Genomic DNA, 18,134 nt, shown 5'->3' on the forward strand with positions numbered 1-18,134 from the left:
AGAGATTTGCATTCATGGCTTCTGGTACGTTGGGTATATCCTACAAAAAAAGTAATTAATTCACGAATAAATTCTATGACTTTGTTACTAGCAGGAGACATCGGCGGTACGAAAACTATTCTGCGATTGGTTGAAACATCAGATTCACCAGCTTTACGTACTATTTATCAGGAAAGTTACCACAGTGCTGATTTTCCCGATTTAGTACCCATAGTGCAGCAGTTTTTGGCCAAAGCTAATACACCAATACCAGAAAAGGCTTGTTTTGCGATCGCCGGTCCCATTGTCAAAAATACTGCAAAACTGACCAATTTAATCTGGTTCCTAGATACCGAACGTCTACAACAAGAATTGGGTATCCCGCATATTTCTTTGATTAACGACTTCGCCGCCGTTGGCTACGGCATTTTAGGTTTACAAACACAAGACTTGCACACGTTACAAGTTGGCAAATCTCAACCCGAAGCCCCCATTGGCATTATTGGTGCTGGTACTGGCTTAGGGCAAGGATTTTTAATTAAACAAGGAAACAACTATCAAGTCTTTCCCTCAGAAGGTGGACACGCTGACTTTGCCCCTCGGAACGAAATCGAGTTTCAACTGTTGAAATACCTGCTGGGTAAACATGATATCCAGCGCATTTCTGTAGAACGCGTGGTTTCTGGAATGGGAATTGTAGCAATTTACCAATTTCTGCGCGATCGCAAATTTGCCACCGAATCACCAGAGATTGCCCAAATCGTCAGAACTTGGGAACAAGAAGCGGGACAAGAAGAGAAAAGCGTCGATCCTGGTGCTGCTATTGGTACGGCTGCACTGCAAGGTAGCGATCGCCTCTCGGAACAAACTTTGCAATTATTTATAGACGCTTATGGTGCAGAAGCCGGAAATCTTGCCTTGAAACTCCTACCTTACGGCGGTTTATACATCGCTGGCGGAATTGCACCCAAAATCCTGCCCTTAATCCAAAACAGTGGTTTCTTATTAAATTTCACCCAAAAAGGTAGAATGCGCCGCCTCCTGGAAGAAATCCCCGTGTATGTAATCCTTAACTCGCAAGTCGGCCTAATTGGTGCTGCTTTATGTGCTGCTAGGTTATAACAGCTGGCATCATCAGTGAGAGCGGCATCTCAAAAGGTAAAAGTTATGACAGTTAAAAGTCTGTTGCCACTAATCGCCGCCACCATAGTCTGTGGTGGCTCTGTTCTCGTGGAAGCGCGTCCAGTCAAACCTCCGGTGGCTGTTGTCAAACCAACAGTTTCTCAACCCGTGCAGCCACAATGGAAATTGTACAACGCTCCCGATGGACGCTTTAGTATTTTGATGCCAGGAAACCCAAACAGAAATACCGAATACCAAAAAACTTACATGGGGGAAATTACCTTAGAAATATTTGTCGCCCAACCACCAAAACAGCAAGTAGCATACATCGTTGCTTACAATGATTTTCCTTATAGTTATGGTCAAATGGCTGACCCCCAAGTTGTACTTAATAATGCACGGGATATGGCTTTAAAGACTACGAAAAGTAATTTAATTAGTCAACGAAACATTCGTAGTTCCAATAATCATCCTGGCAAAGAAATTGAGTATATCAATGCTGGAGGAAAAATCACTAGAAGTAGAATGTATGTTGCCGAAGGTAGATTATATCAAGTAATGGCAATAACTACAAAAAAACAGCAGAAGACATTAGCTAAAACTATTAATGGGTATTTAAATTCCTTCCATGTAGTTTTGAAAAAGTAAAATAATTCAAATATCATTAGTCTGAAATAGCTTATCTCTCGTTGCCTATTAGAGGCTCTGCCTCCAGTCAAAGATTGAGTCAGAGACTCAATGAATGCATTCCCAGTCTCCGACTGGGAACGAGGAAATAACAATGGGAAATCTCTCGTTCCCATGCAGAGCATGGGAATGCCTATTAGAGGCTCCGCCTCCAGTCAAAGATTGAGTTAGAGACTCAATGAATGCATTCCCAGTCTCCGACTGAGAACGAGGAAATAACAATAGGAAATCAAGCTTTTTCGACTGTGATTTATGCAAGTGGTCAATTAATAATAACTGCCAGATTTCCGATGTTCTAAAGCAGTGATACCATCATTTTCCAATACCTCACCGTGATTGATGACAGCATAAATTAACCATCGATCGCCACATTCCAGCTGATTTTGCACCGTACATTCTAAATAAGCTAATGCCTCATTTAGAATCAGACAACCATTAAGAGCAGTTTTTGTGGCAAGATTTGCAAAGGGATTATCTCCTAAAGTGCTATGACGAGAAAAATAGCGTCGCAAATTTTTTCCTTCTTTGAGGATATTCAGCACAAATTTATCACCAGGATGATGCATTAAATCTGCATTTTGCTCGTTAGCGATCGCAATCATAATTCCTGGTGGGTTAAAAGTTGCCTGAGATATCCAAGAAGTTAAAACCCCTTTGTGAGTTTCTTCATCACGAGTTGTCACAACACATAAAGAACCAATAATTCGCCCCACAGCTTGTTCTGTGCGATCTACATGGGTTTCTGTGACAATCTGGCGGGAAGTACGCAGCTTTTTGGTTTTCTTCAAGTTTTGGGCAAAGGAAGCGCCTGCTTCTTGACACTGCTGGAGAATCTCAGGAGTAGGACTAAAACGCACCCGAATTGTTTCAAATCCTAGTTGATAATTTGCATCTTTGAGCTTGCTTTCGATTAAATCGATTGCTTCTCCACTCCAACCGTAAGAACCAAACACCCCTGCTAACTTAGTTTTAGCTGTCACCGAGAGGACTATTCCTAAAGCTGTTTGAATTTGAGTTGGTGCATGTCCGCCTAAAGTGGGTGAACCGATAATCAAACCATCACAGGTTTCGACAATGCGGGTAATTTCTGCCGAGTCTGCTAGTTCACAGTTGATTGATTCTACATTAATTCCATTTTGAATCAAACCTTGAGCGATCGCATTTGCCAAAATTGCTGTATTTCCATAAGCAGAAGCATAAAGCAAAGCAACACTCAACTCCTGAGATTTTTGCCCTTGACACCATTGACGGTAATCATAAGTAAAACGACTCAGGCTGTAACGAACAATTGGGCCGTGTGCAGGGGCATAACATCTAGCTCCCAAAACTGATATTTTATCTAATGCTGCTTCAACTTGTTTAGCTTGGGGCGCATGGAGACATTCAAAATAGTAACGGCGTTCTGCATCTAATCCCTTCCAATCTTCATCAAACAAGGTATCTTCGCAAATATGAGCGCCAAAAAGTTTATCTGTGTAGAGGATTTTGGTAGCGGGATCGTAAGTACAAAGTCCATCTACCCAACGGGGAGTTGGTACGGTAATAAATGATAGATTGTGTCCTTGTCCTAAATCTAAAGTATCTTGCGATCGCATCGCTTGAATAGGTGATTCAAATTCGGGAAAGGCAGTTTTAAGAGCATTGGCGGCGGGACGAGAACAAATTATCGTGGCTTGAGGAACCAGAGAGAGCAATACTTGTAAGGTGGCTCTGCGGTTGGGGTTGACATGACTGAGAACAATGTAATCTAGGGTAATAAAGTCTAGATGTTGTGCTAGTTGCTCAAGGTAAATTTCGGTAAAAGATTCGCCAGGAGGGTCAATTAAAGCGTTTTTATCGGCTTGAATCAGATAAGAATTGGCCGTAGTTCCTTTTTGGCGGGAATACTCCACCTCAAATTTTAGTCTGTCCCAAGTCCGCGATCGCAGAATCAGAGTATTTTTACCAATTTCAGCAACTTGTACATCTCTAGGATGGCTGGTAGTTAAAGTATTTGCAGACATAATAACCTCTGGTAATAATGGGCATTGGGCATTGGGCATTGTATATGGCAAAAGATTCTACTCTTAGTACAGACGCGATTAATCGCGTCTCTCCCTACTCCCTATTTTTAATGACCATTGGTTTGTATTAATTCAGACTTGGCTCGATTCCTATAACGTTTAGATATTTCTTGTTCAGGATCGATACCTTCAAAGGTTGGGGGTAGCCAAACTCGGAGGAACTGTAGTACTCCTAGTACTAATAAAAAGGCGCAAGTTGCTAAAACTTGACTCCAACTTGTTTCTAGAACACCTTTAACAATGACTTCTCGCAAGGCAGAAACGATAGAAACTTCAACAGCTACCCCAATAGATACTCGATGTTCCTGTAGATAAATAATCAGCAGTCGGAATAACTCAACTAAGATGAGTAAAAAGAGAATATCGGCAGTAACAGCATGAAAATCTAGAGGTGGAAGCAGGGAAAGAAACATATCTTTCACCTGAAGCACCATAAAGCTAAATAAACCGATACACAAACAAATCACAATCACATCTTGGATAAATTCCAAGGTTCGCACAACGCGCCCTCGATTGATTTCGTACATATCAATTGAGTTATTTTCAGCAGATTTATACATAGTTTTTTAGGAGTGTATTGTAGAGACGCGATTCATCGCGTCTATGGATGACCAATGACCAATGACAAATGACCAATTAATAATGATTGCCCATTTTGCGGTGATGGGCGGCAGTAAGTGCATTTAACTTGGCAACTCTTCCAGTTTGGACTGTGCTATAAATTACCCAATGATCTCCACAATCCATACGGCTAGTAATTTCACATTCCATGTAAGCTAAAGCTTCAGCTAAAACTGGCGATTGATTGTTAGCTGGATATGTTTTCACTCCAGCAAAACGATCTGCACCAGGAGCAAAACGCTTCAGGAAATGTTTCATTAATCCTTGATATTTGCCTTCTTCTAAAACGTTTAAAACGAAGCGATCGCCAACGTGCATCAAGGATTCGATTGCCCGATCTTTGGATACTGCGATCGCTACTCCTAAAGGCTCAAGACTCGCCTGGGTCACCCACGAAGCCAGCATTGCACTCTGAACTTCTCCTTTTTTGGCGGTGATAATGTATAATCCTGTGCTAATACGCCCTAAAGCTTTTTCTAGCTCGGTATTGATGGATTTAATTTGTTTAATGGTGCGATCGCGGTTCAACCATTGACCCATATCTGTACCCGCTTCATCACAAAGTTGTTCCGTTGCTTGGGTAGGAATTTCCTTAACTAAAATCGGTGCAAAGGCTTCAATTAATCCCAATTCTTGAAATTTATTGCGTAAGGGGTAAACCGGTTCATCTTCTCCACCTCCTGACTCTAATAAACCAATTGCCTGTTTCTTATGAACAGCAGCTAAAATGGTACTTAAAGCAGCTTGAGCCACTCCCGAAGATTGATTTGGCATTCCAATTACTAAACCAGAAGCTTGTGCAACTAATTCTCGAACTTCTTGAGGTTCAGCACTATTGAGGTCTACTAATTCTACTGCTGCACCTGTTTTTGCACATCCATGAGCTATAGTACGGATTAAATGCTCGCTATACCCGTAATCTTCAACATAAAATAGAGCCACTAATGTCTCTGTTTTGGCTTGTTCTAAACTCCAGTTTTGATACCGTCCAAGCCATTCGGAAACATAGTTTTGTAATAAAGGGCCGTGTCCGGTCGCAACTGTGACTATTTCTAACTTTTCAATCCTTTTTAAAGCTGCCAAAACAGACCGGGCATTGGGGCCCATGAGACAATCATAGTAGTAATGAAAATCTTCTTCTATTAAGCTAATATTTTCATCATAGGTGTGGTCATCACAGTAGTGCATCCCAAACACATCACAGGTGTAGAGAGTGCAAGTTTTGTGGTCATAAGTCAAGATTGTATCAGGCCAATGTAAGTTAGGTGCAGAGATAAATTCTAATTCGTGTCCGTTGCCTAAATCTAATCGCTCTCCACTTTTCACCTGCATTGATTTAAAAGGCTGGTGAACCATATTTTCTAGAAATTGAATAGCTACCTTCGCACCAACAACAGTAATCGCAGGCGCTAATTGTAAAATATTTTTCACTAAGCCACTGTGGTCGGGTTCTGTATGGCTAATAATCAAGTAATCTATTTTTGCCGGATCTATTAATCCCAGCAGTATCTCAAGATATTGCTGCTCAAACTTGCGGTGAGATGTATCGACTAAAGCAATCTTTTCTCCCTGGATTAAGAAAGAATTATAGGTCGTCCCATTCCTTAAACCAAACTCGATATCAAAACGTTCTCTATCCCAGTCAAGACAACGAATAGCTGTGGTTTGAGGAGCAATTTCAACAGTTTGAATCGTCAAACGTCCGGGATTGGGAATAACTTGAGTAAGCTGTGTGAGTGCAACCATAATTTTTCCCCAAAAAAATATTGTCTGGAGCGAATGTTCTGTTTCTTATATTTACCTGAAATACTCAATTAGTAAAATGCTAATTTCTAAAGCTAATCATCAGAAAGATTTATTCTTTGTTTTGATTGATCTACCATTGAATTTATCAATGTTTATCATTACTTTTATATTCGATGATGAACGTGAGAGAATGTAAAATCTAAGTTAGAATGCTGACAGATGTCGTTAATCTTTATTGCTCCTCCTCTACAACTCAACACCAGCGAAATTGCCCGTTACGCTGGTGTTGATTTATATGTGCTACGCCTCGATCTCATGCACCCGTGGGTTAACGGCAATAAGTGGTTCAAGCTGAAATACAACCTTTTGGAGGCTAAGGAGAAAAATTTCACAACGCTGCTGACTTTTGGCGGCGCTTATTCTAATCACATCTATGCAACTGCGGCGGCTGGTAATCTGTTCGGATTCCGTACCATTGGCGTAATTCGTGGAGAGGAAAGGCTACCCCTGAATCCGACACTGAGTTTTGCTGTACAGCAGGGTATGGAGCTTGTGTACCTAAATCGGGAGACGTATCGACAGCGCAATACACCAGCGCTACATGAATATCTGCAACAACGTTTCGGTAAGGTGTTTATCATTCCCGAAGGTGGTAGTAATTTAAATGGTGTGCGCGGCTGCACAGAGATTGTTAACGAAGCAATCGCCTTTGATTATATATGCGTCGCCTGCGGTACAGCTACTACACTGGCTGGGATTGCTCTTTCCTTACATCAAGGACAAAAAGCGATCGCTTTTCCCGTTCTGAAAAATGGGGCTTTTCTTGCACAAGAAATAGAAAGTCTGTTGACAAATTACCTCGCCTCTGGTTTACCCGCACCATATAGTTCTCCAGCTTCCTGGGAACTGGTGTGTGATTACCATTTTGGCGGCTATGCAAAGGTTAACAACGAGTTGCGGCTGTTCAGCCAGCAGTTTACACAGGAGCATGGCATACCCCTTGATTATGTATATACCGCTAAAATGTTTTACGGAGTGATGGATTTACTAAAGCAGGGATTTTTTTGTAGAGGCGATCGCTTGCTGCTGGTACATACAGGAGGTTTACAGGGTAATATCGGTATACAGGAGCGATGGAGCGATCGCAATACAGTTTAGTTAAGCCAAAAACCATATATAAAGAGTTTCTACCTCGTGCCTCAAAACCTGTAACTTTGTACTTCATGCAAAATAAAACTGCTGTAAATGAATATTGAGAGTATTCGTCTAAAAAACATCAAAGTACAACAAAATAGTATACTACAAAGAATTTTTCATTTAGCCTCAAATTCTAATTATGATTCCATCCAAATCCGACATTTAAATCAAACTTTAATTAACACAGCAGCAACCATTGAAACAATATGTTCCAACAAACAAGCAACGCCAGCAAATCTGACTCCTGCATCCCGTAAAATTTATTCATGGATTAAATTTTTGACAGATGAACAGTATCTACAACTTCACTTGAAAGCTACTGTCTGTATGTTAGAAAGTGCTAAACAACTTCTGAATATACATCGTCAAAACTCAGTCCAGCTAATGATTGAAATAACTAATTTAGCTGGACTATATCAGGGTAAAAGGTCTGCGAGTGCAGCGAATATCATGATTAATGAGGGATTTATCAATGCGCCAAAAGCAGTTTTGCAAGCGTTAGTAGAATCTGCTCTTGTTGGCAAGAGTCAAGATAATACACAACTTATCAGGTCATTTGCCAGTACAGGAGAATATACCAATATTTTATTAGAGCTTGATTTGATTGCCGAGGTAGTGGCAGAAAACCCCCAAGGCAAATTTTATAACCTAAATGATTTATTTGATAAAGTAAACCGTGAATATTTCGCGGCAAGTCTTGCTAAACCACGCCTAGCATGGAGTCGAATTAACACTTACCGTAAATTTGGACACTACGAATCAGCAAGAGATAGAGTAGTGATGAGTTTAACCCTTGATGATCCTAAAGTACCTGGGTTTGTAGTTGAGTTTGTGTTGTATCACGAATTGCTGCACAAGTACCACGGTATAAAGTGGGTTCAAGGAAAAAGAATGGTTCACACTAAAGAGTTTCGTGTTAGTGAAAGCCAGTTCAAATCCTACAAGGAAGCATCGAGATGGTTAGGGGCTGACAAATAAAAAAATATCCAATTAACTCTTGTGGGGTGGGCATCTTGCCATTGGTGCCAACTTAAGCTGGAAATAGCTTATCTGTTGGCTTCCATGCCCGCCCGGAAATAAATAAATGAGTAATAAGTAATAAGTAATAAGTAATACCCATTACTCATTACTTATTACTTCAAAAATAAATTTTCGGGCTAATAGCTTAAGTCTACTGAAGTAGACTGGAGATTTTTGGCGATATTTAGTCATCTTCAGATGACTTTAGCTATTATACGGGAATTTCAATTCCCGGCGGACAAGCGGTTTCGCGTTAAGTTGACACCAATGGCAACATGAGCGCCATATCAACTGGGCGCTCATGTTGCCCACCCCACAATATTCGATAATTTATTTCTTGGAGTTCCTTTAGAAAAATTGGCCCTTCTCCCTTCCACCGCACTCAATAAGGATTTGAATCAATCCGTCCCCTTTTAACACTCCTGAGATAGTACCCAGAGGTTGGTCTGTTTCTCAAGTTAAAGGTGTCGCCACTGCGAACTTTCCAAATTTTGTAATTAGAAAAGGTCAAAGGCTTTCGGGGTTCGCATACTTCCGGCTGATGATTGCCAAGTACAAAATACGCCGCCCCCCTACCCATAACTTTCACCAAACCGTTTTTATCCACAAGAACCGATGTACTTTCACTAACCGCTATGCCTAAAACACTGCTAGATACACCATCCTTAATTTGACGGGCAATAAAAGTCATAATTCTACCCATTCTTTCTCGCCTGTCAAAGTGTGTGTCTACAATAGTTCCCTTCAAATTACTCCAATTAAAAAAGTTGTAAGTAAAAGTAATATCTCGGTAAGGATCTTCGAGTGCGTCTCTAGTTTCGATGCCTTTTTCGGAAGAAGCGCAAGCATCATATACACAATCACTTTGAATCATTGCACCCGCACTAGTGCCACCGACACCACCTCCCTTCAGGTAAACTGACTTAACGGCGGTTTCAAGCTTGGTATCTTTCCAGTTGCGGATATACTGACATTGGTCGCCGCCAGCAAAGAAAACTACATCAGCATTTCGGACTTTTTCAAAAATCTCGGATTTGTTTGCTTCTTCTCTACTGCTAACCACAAGAGTTTCTACAAAGTTTACGCCCTTCATGGCATAAATTAGCCGATTGTAATCGTGATTACCACTCGTGCGGATAACTACAACATTAACTTTGCTGTTAGAGTTACTACTTCCCCGAACTTGGTTAATCATCCACTGAATAGCATCGTCGACATCAGGGCCACCCCCGCCCAAACTCAGAACTGGCCCCCCTAAGGAAGGACGGATATCATTGGAGGGAGAGGGGTGGACATCAACAGTGTCACCCAGGAAGTAGCGTTTCCAGTTTTCAATAAAACGGGTTATTAGGAAGGTTCCCATCTTCAACAACTTGATTCCTATATTTTTCAAGCGCCTTGCTATGCTTGGGAATGCCTTTGTCATACTAAGCTTCTAGAGCAAACTGCAATTATTGCTAGGCTGTGACGCATTTTGATGGCTTATTTATTCGTGAAATTAGTCCTTTGTTATTAGTCATTTATAGCAGGGGACTGGGGAAGGTGGGGCCCCCTCTGGGGATAAGGGGTAATGGGGACTAGGGACTGGGTTGAAAGTCTGTTTGTATATAGGTTTTATCATCAGTTAATGTCCTAACCTCCAAGTCCCTTGCTATATCAGTCACCTTTTGTAAATAATCAATAACAAATGACAGTCTTGACGAAAAATGTGCAATCTAGACGCGCCTTAGCTTAACTGTCGCACTAGTGAGGGTAAAATTTCCAGCGTACAGGTCTTGTACTGTTTTTTAACGCAAAATAGCGCAGAGTAATCATTTATTCTTTGCGCTACTGTGTGAAAATCTCCACATTGCTTGTAGCGTTTAATTCCAGCCAGATGAAATCTAAAATAGACTACTAGTCATGCTACCAAACTTGTATTAATCATAACCCCCAAACATAAACAGAGAAACTTGTTCATCAGTAGCATTCATTAAAGCGTGGAGATTACCACCTTTGAGCATGGCAAAGTGTCCAGATTGTAGTGTACGGATTTCAAAGCAGCGTTCTCGCTCTGGCATTTTACACCAATCACCTACTACCATAAAGCCTTGGCCATCCATCATCAGAAAAACTTCCTGATTATCACGATGGCGATGTAAACCAATGCCACAGCTAGGATTGAGAACGTGTAAATCTATGTAATCTACGGCAAAGAATCGTTCAAAACCGTTGCCATGATTTTTAGTACCAAAGGCGTTAAAGTTCCATGATTCTAACTGGCGTCCTAATTCGGGTTTACTGGAGTAGCGCCCATAATTAGACATCAAATTACGATATTCCAAAAAGCCAACACCACCGTGAGGGTTAGGACTGATACCTGTTCCCAAAAAGTGATCCCATCCCCGGAGGATCATGTTGAATTCGTAGTGGTAGTTTGCCCCATTTTGGGAGTCCCAAATTTTTTCGCTAAAATCTGCCCAAGCAAGTTCCACGTGGAGGGGTAACACAGGATGCATTGTGTTTGTGGGGGCAACGTCCAGTATATAGCGATCGCTTAATACTTCCCGATTAAAGTCTGCGATGCTGCCATGTACTAAGTCAGTCCGTACCTGGAGTTCGCCGCGCTCAAAGGCATTGCGTCCCTTGTCGTCTAGCTGACTTCGTAGATCGTTACCTGGATAACCCCAAAACTCAATTTCATAGCGATCGCTCAGTGGATTATACGGCACTACAAGCAAAGTCGGAGTTGCTACACCTGCAACATTAATCCAGAGTTTAATTTTTTCTCCTAGTTTATGATTGGTAGCAACGGATAATTTAGTATCAGGGCCGCCACGGTAAGAAACTCGCAAAAATGGCCCTGTCCAGTCTCCCACTGTCACCAAACCCCGAATTAAAAAGGTATCGGTACTAACGAAATCCTTGACATTTTGCTTTTGGAAATCTGTTTTATTGTCCTGCTGAGTTGGATCGAGAATATTCGCATCATTTCCCTGAGGCCCATATAAAACTAGGGATTCATAGGGAAATAAATACTGGAACTCCCCACTCAAATAAAAATCACGTTCAGCCGCTAGTTGGGAACGTTCGAGAAAGTTTAACAACTTCAGCAGCGGATTACCCCGACTATACTCAGGTGGGGTATTGGGATCAACTTTAAAAACACTGTCAGAATGAAGGATAAACATGACAAAGATGGGTCAAAGGATTTTGGATTTTGGATTTTGGATTTTAGATTGACCCCATACTTGAAAGTAGGGACGTAAAGAATTTTAGATTTTAGATTTTAGATTTTAAATTTTGGATTGGAAATTCAAAATTTAAAAATAACAAATCCCAAATCTAAAATTCGGTTTAGATTGTGTGATACAAGAAAGCAACGAATTTTAGAGGTTGTGTACCAGGGTTACGAATGCCATGCATCCCCCCGCTTTTGGTAAAAATGATGCTACCTGATTTCACCGGCAGTTCTTTAAATTCGCGTTTCCCCAGTCCCATCACTTGACGTTCTACAGTTGGGTATTTGTCGGTTGCGGGATCGTCACCGACGCGCATATAAGCGATGCCCTCTCCCTCGGTGATGTAATACAATTCTTCCGTACCAATATGTTGGTGAGTGCCTTCGACTTTGCCGGGAGGAATTGTTACTTCGTGGAAGAAGATGTTGGAACCACCTAGTTCTCGTTGCACAATCCAGCGCATATCAATAATGTTGTCGTCTCCTCGATCTGGATTGTCGGCATCCATCATGGCATTGCGATAGCGCACAGGCTGAATGTCAGGTGCTTGCAAAAACCAACCGCGCTGGAAGTTGATCAGGTAATTTTGATCCGAGATCGTATTTTGTGGTGAACTAGGTTCTTGGGTGCGGGGTTCTTGGTGCGATCGCGAATAGTCATTATCCCAAGCTGTATCAGCATCACTAATTTGGTAGCCAGTGGGTAAATTGCGATCGTTTTCCCGAAATGCCAATTCTATCTGCGTCAGTGCTTTGATATCTTGTAAAGCTGGGTTAAATGCTTTGACTCGCGTAATTGGCCCGTTACGCCCCATCTGATCCAAAATCTGAAAATCGTGGTAGCTGGTGGCGGGAGCTTCTAGGGTTTCCCAAATCTCCACCTCATAAGCATCAATCCACGGGCAATAGTGCAGCTTGACCCTAGATTCTGCTTTTTTGCTTTGATCTTCCGGTAACAGCCTCACCCAAGCAATTACACCACTACTGAGTAACCGCTTTTTCTCGCGTACTTGCTCTACTAAACGACTGCCTCTGTATTCCAGTCGCAGAAAATTACTGATAAACTTGCCATCGAGATATACTTCTCCCTTCAGGGCATTGATACCCAGGTAGCTACGAACCTCGCGCACATTGTAACGGTAGCGGGGACTGCGGGTAGCGTTGAGGTATTCAGCATGGTAAATGCGATCGGGAAAAAAGACGACTTTAAAAATCTCGTTCCACGGATTAGTTTGAATATCGTTAAATGCTGGGTCCATAAAGTTAAAGCCTCTTAAGTAATTCGTCAGCTACCCGAAAAGAATTGGCCTGAATTGTCAAGGTGGGATTCGCGCCTCCTGAAGTGGGCATAAATGAGCCATCGGTGACATAGAGGTTATCAAAGTCCCAAGCTTTGCAATTGCGGTCTAGCACAGAATCATTACGGTCATTACCAAACCTTGCTCCTCCAAGAATATGGTTAGCAATCCGTGCCAAGGCATTTTCTGCCAGGTACACGCCACCCTGACCTTGAAATTCAAATTTGAATTCGCCGGGAATTGTATTACCACCCAATTTCAAAATCTGGCCACATATTTCAGCCAAGGTGTCCATGAGATATCTGTCGTGACTGTGCCATTGTTTGATGATGTGAGCTACAGGACGACCCCATTTATCTTGAATTGTGGGATGGAGTTCAATCCTATTGGTCTTTAGGGGTACTTGATTGGCCATAAAGCTGACGGATAAACCCCTACCTATGTTGTTGTCCAAAAAGTCAGTCAACCCTTGAGCCGCTAAACTGGTATCCTCAATAAAGCCTTTCCAAAGCGTGTCTAAATCTCGACTACCGTGGGTACGTCCGAGGGAAATAGGCAAGGCTTGATCGGAAGTATTGTTATAGACTGCTCCACCTGCCCAAAGTCCTCTGCTTTTGAGAAAGTCGTCAGTGGCGCAAGCATCGGTTGCCCAATCAGCATCGAGAGCTAAAGTTTTATCGCTACGGGTGGGCATGAGGGCGCTAGCACCTCCAAAACAGTGGGTAAGGAAGTATTTACCCAGTAAATCATTTTGGTTGATGCGTTTATTGAATTCGGAACTTAGCTGGGCTGACAGTTTCAGCAAGCGAATCGATTCAATGGCAGAACAGGCTACGATTACCAACTTTCCTTGAACAAACCGGGTTTTGCCACTAGGATCGCGGTACACGACTCGGCTGATTTTCGCTCCCTCACTTTCTAAATGGGTAACTACGCAGTTTGTGCGAATTTCAAAGTTTGGTAAATTAGCGATCGGGCTGAGTAAAGATACCCAAGTACTCGATTTCACACCCAAAGGACAGCCAAAGCGGTTCACATAACTGGTTTTGAGGGTTTCGGGGTCTTTGGGAACTTTGCGCCCACTGGGCTCATGGTCGCGGGTAATCACCGCCAGGGGTGTGCGGTAGGGCTTAATCGGCTTACCAGCACCCAATTGTTCACCTAGCTTGTCCATACCCGCTTTGGCATAGTTACTAATTGGGTTAGGTTCTAGGGGCGGTTGATAGCTATCTTTACTAAAAGGCTTGAGTTGGTTGTCAGCAGTGCCGTTAAGACCTACAAGGAATTCAGCTTTCACATAGTACGGTTCTAATTCGTCGTAACTAACAGGCCAATCACGCGCTTCTCTCTGGACATCGCCATTCGGGTCATTTTTTAAGTCATTACGTCCAGCATTAAAGCTTTGTAGGCGTAAATCGGTAGGCGTAAATCGCAGGGAAACACCACCATAAAGTTGAGTACCACCGCCTACTACTTGGGCTGTATAGCCTTCGATTGTGGCTCTATCTTGTCCATTGGGATCGCGGTAAATATGCGGTTCGTCGTTAATATCTGGTTCAACGTGGCTAGAATAAAAGGCTTCATTGAAGTTAGCAACTCCCGGAATGCGGATGCGCTTTTCTGGGCCATCAGCAAACAATTCGTCCCGCTTAAAGTCACTTAACCCCTGAGGACTCTGATATTGGGGTCTAAATAGCGGGCCTTTTTCCAGGATCAGCACTGATTTCCCAGCCTTGGCTAAAGTGTAGGCTATGGGCGAACCCCCAGCGCCACTACCAACGATCACTACATCAAATTCAGTTTGCATATATCTTCTCCTGAGGAAATCAATTAGCCCCGATAATCGCTGTTAAGTCCAAGGGGCGCTTCTATCGCCCTGCGCCAATCAAATAAGGTTTTGCCGTTCTGATCTGTATATCTTTCTGAGAGATAAGCCCAACCTGTTCCTCCCACATTTCCGCCATATTTCGGATGAGAAAATGCACCTGTAAATGTGTGACGGCGCAGTAATTGGAGGAAGAAACGGGGTTCTTGGTATTGCTGATAATTCCAACCGTTGACGTTGTTACTAGCCATTTCGTTATACAGATCGATGTACAACTCTTTAGAGACATCTTTTGGTTCAACGTAGGGATTGCGCTGTCTCAATATTTGGTTAATTTGACCTAAGCAAATTTTGTAATCAATTAAATGATGATTTTCTTCTCTAGCTAAAATGTTGTCAATAAAGTTTGCTGCTCCTACAGATTCATCTAGACGATAAGCATAGGCATATTGCACTTGTTTATCTTGTTTACCCAAAAAATTATAATAACGGTTCAAAAAGTTTTCCCCTTCCTTGGTTCGGAAAGGTAAAATATGATCTACTAATCGAGCTACAATGTCAAATTCCCAATCTTCAAAGTTCAATGGTTCAGTGCATAATTGGGTAAAAAACCGTGACCATGATTGACCGTTATCAAGCTGGGCGCGCTGGGGATTGATTGGGTCTATAATCGCCTGCCCATCAACGATAAATTTATAGGTGTGAAATTGTGCTTTCGGTACGACAATCGATAAAGCATAATATCCTGTAGGTTCCCCAACAAAGTTAACAGGCTTAAGTGGAATTGGCTCGTAAAGGTTGGCAAAAGTACCGATTACAGCAACATCTTTTGGTGGTGTTGCTCCTAGTTGCTGATATACGAAAGTTACTACGTTGGAAGAATAACTTTTAACAAAATCTTTGCCATCGCTGTAACTATCGATAATCGGAAATCGCCAATTTTCGGCAATCCGAGAACGGGGATCATCGTCAGTCAATTGTCCAAAATTATGACGGGGATCTTTATTATCTCTGGCGATAAATTTAGTGCAGTGGTTAAGTACGTATTGGTCATCTGTTTGGAGAATTTCAATAGCCATTATTTTTTCGTGGTAGATATTTATCAATGGGTTTTGGCGTCAGAAAAGTTTTGTAGTGTAGTCCTTTTACACCCCCTATTTCATCTATGGCGATCGCTTTTATGAGTGTACTACTCACTTACACAAGAACTTTCTGAAACTCTGATTTTTTTGTATATAGCGGTTCCCACTCAAATGCGGTACAAAATTATATCGCAAGGTGTAGGGGCAATTCATGTAGACGCGAACGCGAGTGCGTCGAATTGTGGCTGACCGCAGGGTATTGCCACTACGGGTGTATTTCACGTGAATGAGAACCGCTATATATGTGCCTTTTGCGGTAGCTTTCTCTTTCGGATATCTACGCTAACGCATCTATGTTTTTCATAATTTTGCGTCAGTCCGATGGTTAAGAGAAAATCAAGACGCCATAAGCCCCAATCCCAACATTGGCACGGAAGGGCATACCATCGGAATCATTGGGATTGCTGCGATCTGCAAAGGGATCATAACCAGATTGATCGATTGCATCAAACTCCAGCCTTCAGGAATATTATTTTCAGGCTCGTTGTTCTTGCCGTAAATATTACGAATAGTGAGTCTTGTTCAAAAATTAAATAGGAGTCCCATATCACATTTTTATATGTAGATTCATACTGCAATTGAGCAACGTCAAAACCAGGTGAAATTTGTACTGCTGAAAAAATTACAGCAGTGCCTCTTGTAGAATTATCAAAAGCTGATTAAGAATTTATGCAGGCTTTAACAAAGTTTACATTTATTCACTTACAGCAGTTTGCAAGTAAATGAGGTACAAAATGCTGGACTCCAGATTCAGATATAAACCAATATGCTTGGGTTAAGGGCTACTGGCAACAATTTTGGGTTTTCGAGACGCGATAAATCGCCCTCTCTACAAGTGTTTTGGGTTGATCTGAACTGTATTGAGATATAAACGGTTTCAATCCCCTGTCTCCTGACTCAAAACCAGTAGCTTTTGTCCTTCATGCAAAAGAAAACTGCTGTACTTGATTGACTACCACGCAATTTGCGATCGCTCTTGCACAACTTGCTGATAAACTCGATCGGTTTGCTTGGCTAACTTTGGCCAGCTAAAGCGCCGTTCTAAATCTTCATAAGCGTTATCTACCAGCCATTGGCGATAACCTGGATTTTTCAACACTTCCAAAATTCCCCAAGCTAAAGAATCGGGATTGTTCACCCAAGTTACAATACCTGTTTTGGTATGTTGCACGACTTCAGGAAAACCACCAGTATCAGAAACTACGACAGGAACACGAGAAGCAAAGCTTTCTAAAGCCACAATTCCAAAGGGTTCGTAAAGACTTGGAAAAACCGCGCAGTCAGCGACAGTTTGAAATTTATCTAAGTATTCATCGGAGAGAAAACCGGTAAAATAGCAATGATGCCAAATTCCCAAATCCCAGGCTTGACGTTTGAGATGGTCAGTATTGCCGCCACCAACGATCACAAATTTAACATTACCTTCCATTTCTGAAAGTATCTTAGGTGCGGCATTGAGCAATACAGGTACACCTTTTTCGTAGGTCATGCGACCGAGGTAGTAAACGATTTTCTCTTCGTCTGCGGCAAATTGGCGACGAAAATCTAGAGCATGGAAATCTATATGATGCTGTTTCTTTTCGGCACGGATACCGTTATAAATAACATCGATTTTATCCCAAGGACTATGTAGCGCTCGTTCTACTTCTTGGCGCATATAGTCGCTACAAACAATAATCCGCCAAGCATTGTAAGCCAGCAAGGTTTCTTTGCCATTTATATAGCCTTGGATGTCTGTGTGAATACCGTTGTAGCGTCCGTATTCTGTAGCGTGAATTGTGGCGATTAGTGGTATTTTAAAATTATGCTTCAGAGCGATCGCAGCGTCTCCGACTAACCAATCATGGCCATGAATTAAATCAAAGGGCCCTTCCTCCAAAATCAACTTCCCACCATGATCTCCCATACTCAGGTTGAGATTGACTACCCAGTGGAAAAAGTCGTTACTATGTGCTACTGGTACTCGATGTACTTTTACTCCCTCAACTACCTCATACATCGACGCTTGACCAAACTCCGCTGTAATCAGGTGGATTTCATGTCCTAGCTTTACCAATTCCGGGTACAATTCCGCTACATGCCGCGCAATTCCCCCAATAATCCTTGGTGGAAATTCCCAACTCAATACCAGTATCTTCATCTACTAGACTCCCCGACGCATTACAAATATCTAATATCTAAACAACTACATTTACCTAAAAATACAGGTCTAGC

Annotated in this window: 14 protein-coding genes; 4 read left to right on the forward strand and 10 right to left on the reverse strand. The window is 42.0% G+C overall.

Annotated elements, in window-relative coordinates; translation table 11 throughout:
- Positions 1 to 75 precede the first annotated feature (75 nt).
- Together V7L31_RS02695 and V7L31_RS02700 are read left to right on the forward strand one after the other, a co-directional pair.
- The gene (locus V7L31_RS02695) at positions 76 to 1,101 is read left to right on the forward strand and encodes a glucokinase (protein ID WP_334694826.1); all 1,026 of its coding nucleotides are present in this window, start codon (positions 76 to 78) and stop codon (positions 1,099 to 1,101) included.
- Between the two features lie 45 nt (positions 1,102 to 1,146).
- The gene (locus V7L31_RS02700) at positions 1,147 to 1,749 is read left to right on the forward strand and encodes a hypothetical protein (protein ID WP_334694827.1); all 603 of its coding nucleotides are present in this window, start codon (positions 1,147 to 1,149) and stop codon (positions 1,747 to 1,749) included.
- Positions 1,750 to 2,054: 305 nt separating this feature from the next.
- Here V7L31_RS02700 and V7L31_RS02705 read toward each other — a convergent pair whose 3' ends face one another.
- The 3 genes from V7L31_RS02705 to V7L31_RS02715 all read right to left on the reverse strand — a co-directional run bounded on the left by V7L31_RS02705 (position 2,055) and on the right by V7L31_RS02715 (position 6,218).
- Positions 2,055 to 3,791 carry a diflavin flavoprotein gene (locus V7L31_RS02705; protein ID WP_334694828.1) on the reverse strand — a complete coding sequence of 579 codons (1,737 nt, stop codon included), beginning with the start codon at positions 3,789 to 3,791 and terminating at the stop codon, positions 2,055 to 2,057.
- Positions 3,792 to 3,898: 107 nt separating this feature from the next.
- Entirely contained in the window at positions 3,899 to 4,411 is a 513-nt protein-coding gene (locus V7L31_RS02710) for a phosphate-starvation-inducible PsiE family protein (protein WP_334694829.1), read from the reverse strand.
- 76 nt (positions 4,412 to 4,487) lie between these two features.
- Positions 4,488 to 6,218 carry a diflavin flavoprotein gene (locus tag V7L31_RS02715; RefSeq protein ID WP_334694830.1) on the reverse strand — a complete coding sequence of 577 codons (1,731 nt, stop codon included), beginning with the start codon at positions 6,216 to 6,218 and terminating at the stop codon, positions 4,488 to 4,490.
- Positions 6,219 to 6,437: 219 nt separating this feature from the next.
- Here V7L31_RS02715 and V7L31_RS02720 point away from each other — a divergent pair, with 219 nt between their 5' ends.
- A complete protein-coding gene (locus tag V7L31_RS02720) occupies positions 6,438 to 7,376 on the forward strand; it encodes a 1-aminocyclopropane-1-carboxylate deaminase/D-cysteine desulfhydrase (protein ID WP_334694831.1) in 939 nt (312 codons plus the stop codon).
- A gap of 87 nt (positions 7,377 to 7,463) precedes the next feature.
- Positions 7,464 to 8,393: a M48 family peptidase gene (locus V7L31_RS02725; protein ID WP_334694832.1), complete on the forward strand. Its 930-nt coding sequence runs from the start codon at positions 7,464 to 7,466 to the stop codon at positions 8,391 to 8,393.
- A gap of 424 nt (positions 8,394 to 8,817) precedes the next feature.
- On the opposite strand, the gene V7L31_RS02730 is transcribed toward V7L31_RS02725, so the two are convergent.
- The 7 genes from V7L31_RS02730 to V7L31_RS02760 all read right to left on the reverse strand — a co-directional run bounded on the left by V7L31_RS02730 (position 8,818) and on the right by V7L31_RS02760 (position 18,060).
- On the reverse strand, positions 8,818 to 9,861 hold the full coding sequence (locus tag V7L31_RS02730) for a cyanophycinase (RefSeq protein WP_334694833.1): 1,044 nt from the start codon (positions 9,859 to 9,861) through the stop codon (positions 8,818 to 8,820).
- A 493-nt stretch (positions 9,862 to 10,354) separates the two neighbouring features.
- Entirely contained in the window at positions 10,355 to 11,605 is a 1,251-nt protein-coding gene (locus tag V7L31_RS02735; protein ID WP_334694834.1) for a cupin domain-containing protein, read from the reverse strand.
- Between the two features lie 166 nt (positions 11,606 to 11,771).
- A complete protein-coding gene (locus tag V7L31_RS02740) occupies positions 11,772 to 12,914 on the reverse strand; it encodes a cupin domain-containing protein (protein ID WP_334694835.1) in 1,143 nt (380 codons plus the stop codon).
- Positions 12,915 to 12,918: 4 nt separating this feature from the next.
- Complete coding sequence (locus tag V7L31_RS02745) at positions 12,919 to 14,760, reverse strand: GMC family oxidoreductase (RefSeq protein WP_334694836.1); 1,842 nt, start codon at positions 14,758 to 14,760, stop codon at positions 12,919 to 12,921.
- A 23-nt stretch (positions 14,761 to 14,783) separates the two neighbouring features.
- Positions 14,784 to 15,857, reverse strand: coding sequence for a gluconate 2-dehydrogenase subunit 3 family protein (locus V7L31_RS02750; RefSeq protein WP_334694837.1), 1,074 nt, complete (start codon positions 15,855 to 15,857; stop codon positions 14,784 to 14,786).
- Entirely contained in the window at positions 15,847 to 15,975 is a 129-nt protein-coding gene (locus V7L31_RS02755; protein ID WP_334694838.1) for a hypothetical protein, read from the reverse strand. The genes V7L31_RS02750 and V7L31_RS02755 overlap by 11 nt, the downstream gene beginning before the upstream one ends.
- A gap of 897 nt (positions 15,976 to 16,872) precedes the next feature.
- Positions 16,873 to 18,060, reverse strand: coding sequence for a glycosyltransferase family 4 protein (locus V7L31_RS02760; RefSeq protein ID WP_334694839.1), 1,188 nt, complete (start codon positions 18,058 to 18,060; stop codon positions 16,873 to 16,875).
- Between the last annotated feature and the right edge of the window lie 74 nt (positions 18,061 to 18,134).

Origin of the sequence: Nostoc sp. (genome assembly GCF_036916655.1) — a bacterium.
Lineage (GTDB): Bacteria > Cyanobacteriota > Cyanobacteriia > Cyanobacteriales > Nostocaceae > Nostoc.

Coding starts and splice junctions, on each gene's coding strand:
- V7L31_RS02695 (WP_334694826.1), top strand. CDS start 76: ATGACTTTGTTACTAGCAGGAGACATCGGCGGTACGAAAACTATTCTG.
- V7L31_RS02700 (WP_334694827.1), top strand. CDS start 1,147: ATGACAGTTAAAAGTCTGTTGCCACTAATCGCCGCCACCATAGTCTGT.
- V7L31_RS02705 (WP_334694828.1), bottom strand. CDS start 3,791: ATGTCTGCAAATACTTTAACTACCAGCCATCCTAGAGATGTACAAGTT.
- V7L31_RS02710 (WP_334694829.1), bottom strand. CDS start 4,411: ATGTATAAATCTGCTGAAAATAACTCAATTGATATGTACGAAATCAAT.
- V7L31_RS02715 (WP_334694830.1), bottom strand. CDS start 6,218: ATGGTTGCACTCACACAGCTTACTCAAGTTATTCCCAATCCCGGACGT.
- V7L31_RS02720 (WP_334694831.1), top strand. CDS start 6,438: ATGTCGTTAATCTTTATTGCTCCTCCTCTACAACTCAACACCAGCGAA.
- V7L31_RS02725 (WP_334694832.1), top strand. CDS start 7,464: ATGAATATTGAGAGTATTCGTCTAAAAAACATCAAAGTACAACAAAAT.
- V7L31_RS02730 (WP_334694833.1), bottom strand. CDS start 9,861: ATGACAAAGGCATTCCCAAGCATAGCAAGGCGCTTGAAAAATATAGGA.
- V7L31_RS02735 (WP_334694834.1), bottom strand. CDS start 11,605: ATGTTTATCCTTCATTCTGACAGTGTTTTTAAAGTTGATCCCAATACC.
- V7L31_RS02740 (WP_334694835.1), bottom strand. CDS start 12,914: ATGGACCCAGCATTTAACGATATTCAAACTAATCCGTGGAACGAGATT.
- V7L31_RS02745 (WP_334694836.1), bottom strand. CDS start 14,760: ATGCAAACTGAATTTGATGTAGTGATCGTTGGTAGTGGCGCTGGGGGT.
- V7L31_RS02750 (WP_334694837.1), bottom strand. CDS start 15,857: ATGGCTATTGAAATTCTCCAAACAGATGACCAATACGTACTTAACCAC.
- V7L31_RS02760 (WP_334694839.1), bottom strand. CDS start 18,060: ATGAAGATACTGGTATTGAGTTGGGAATTTCCACCAAGGATTATTGGG.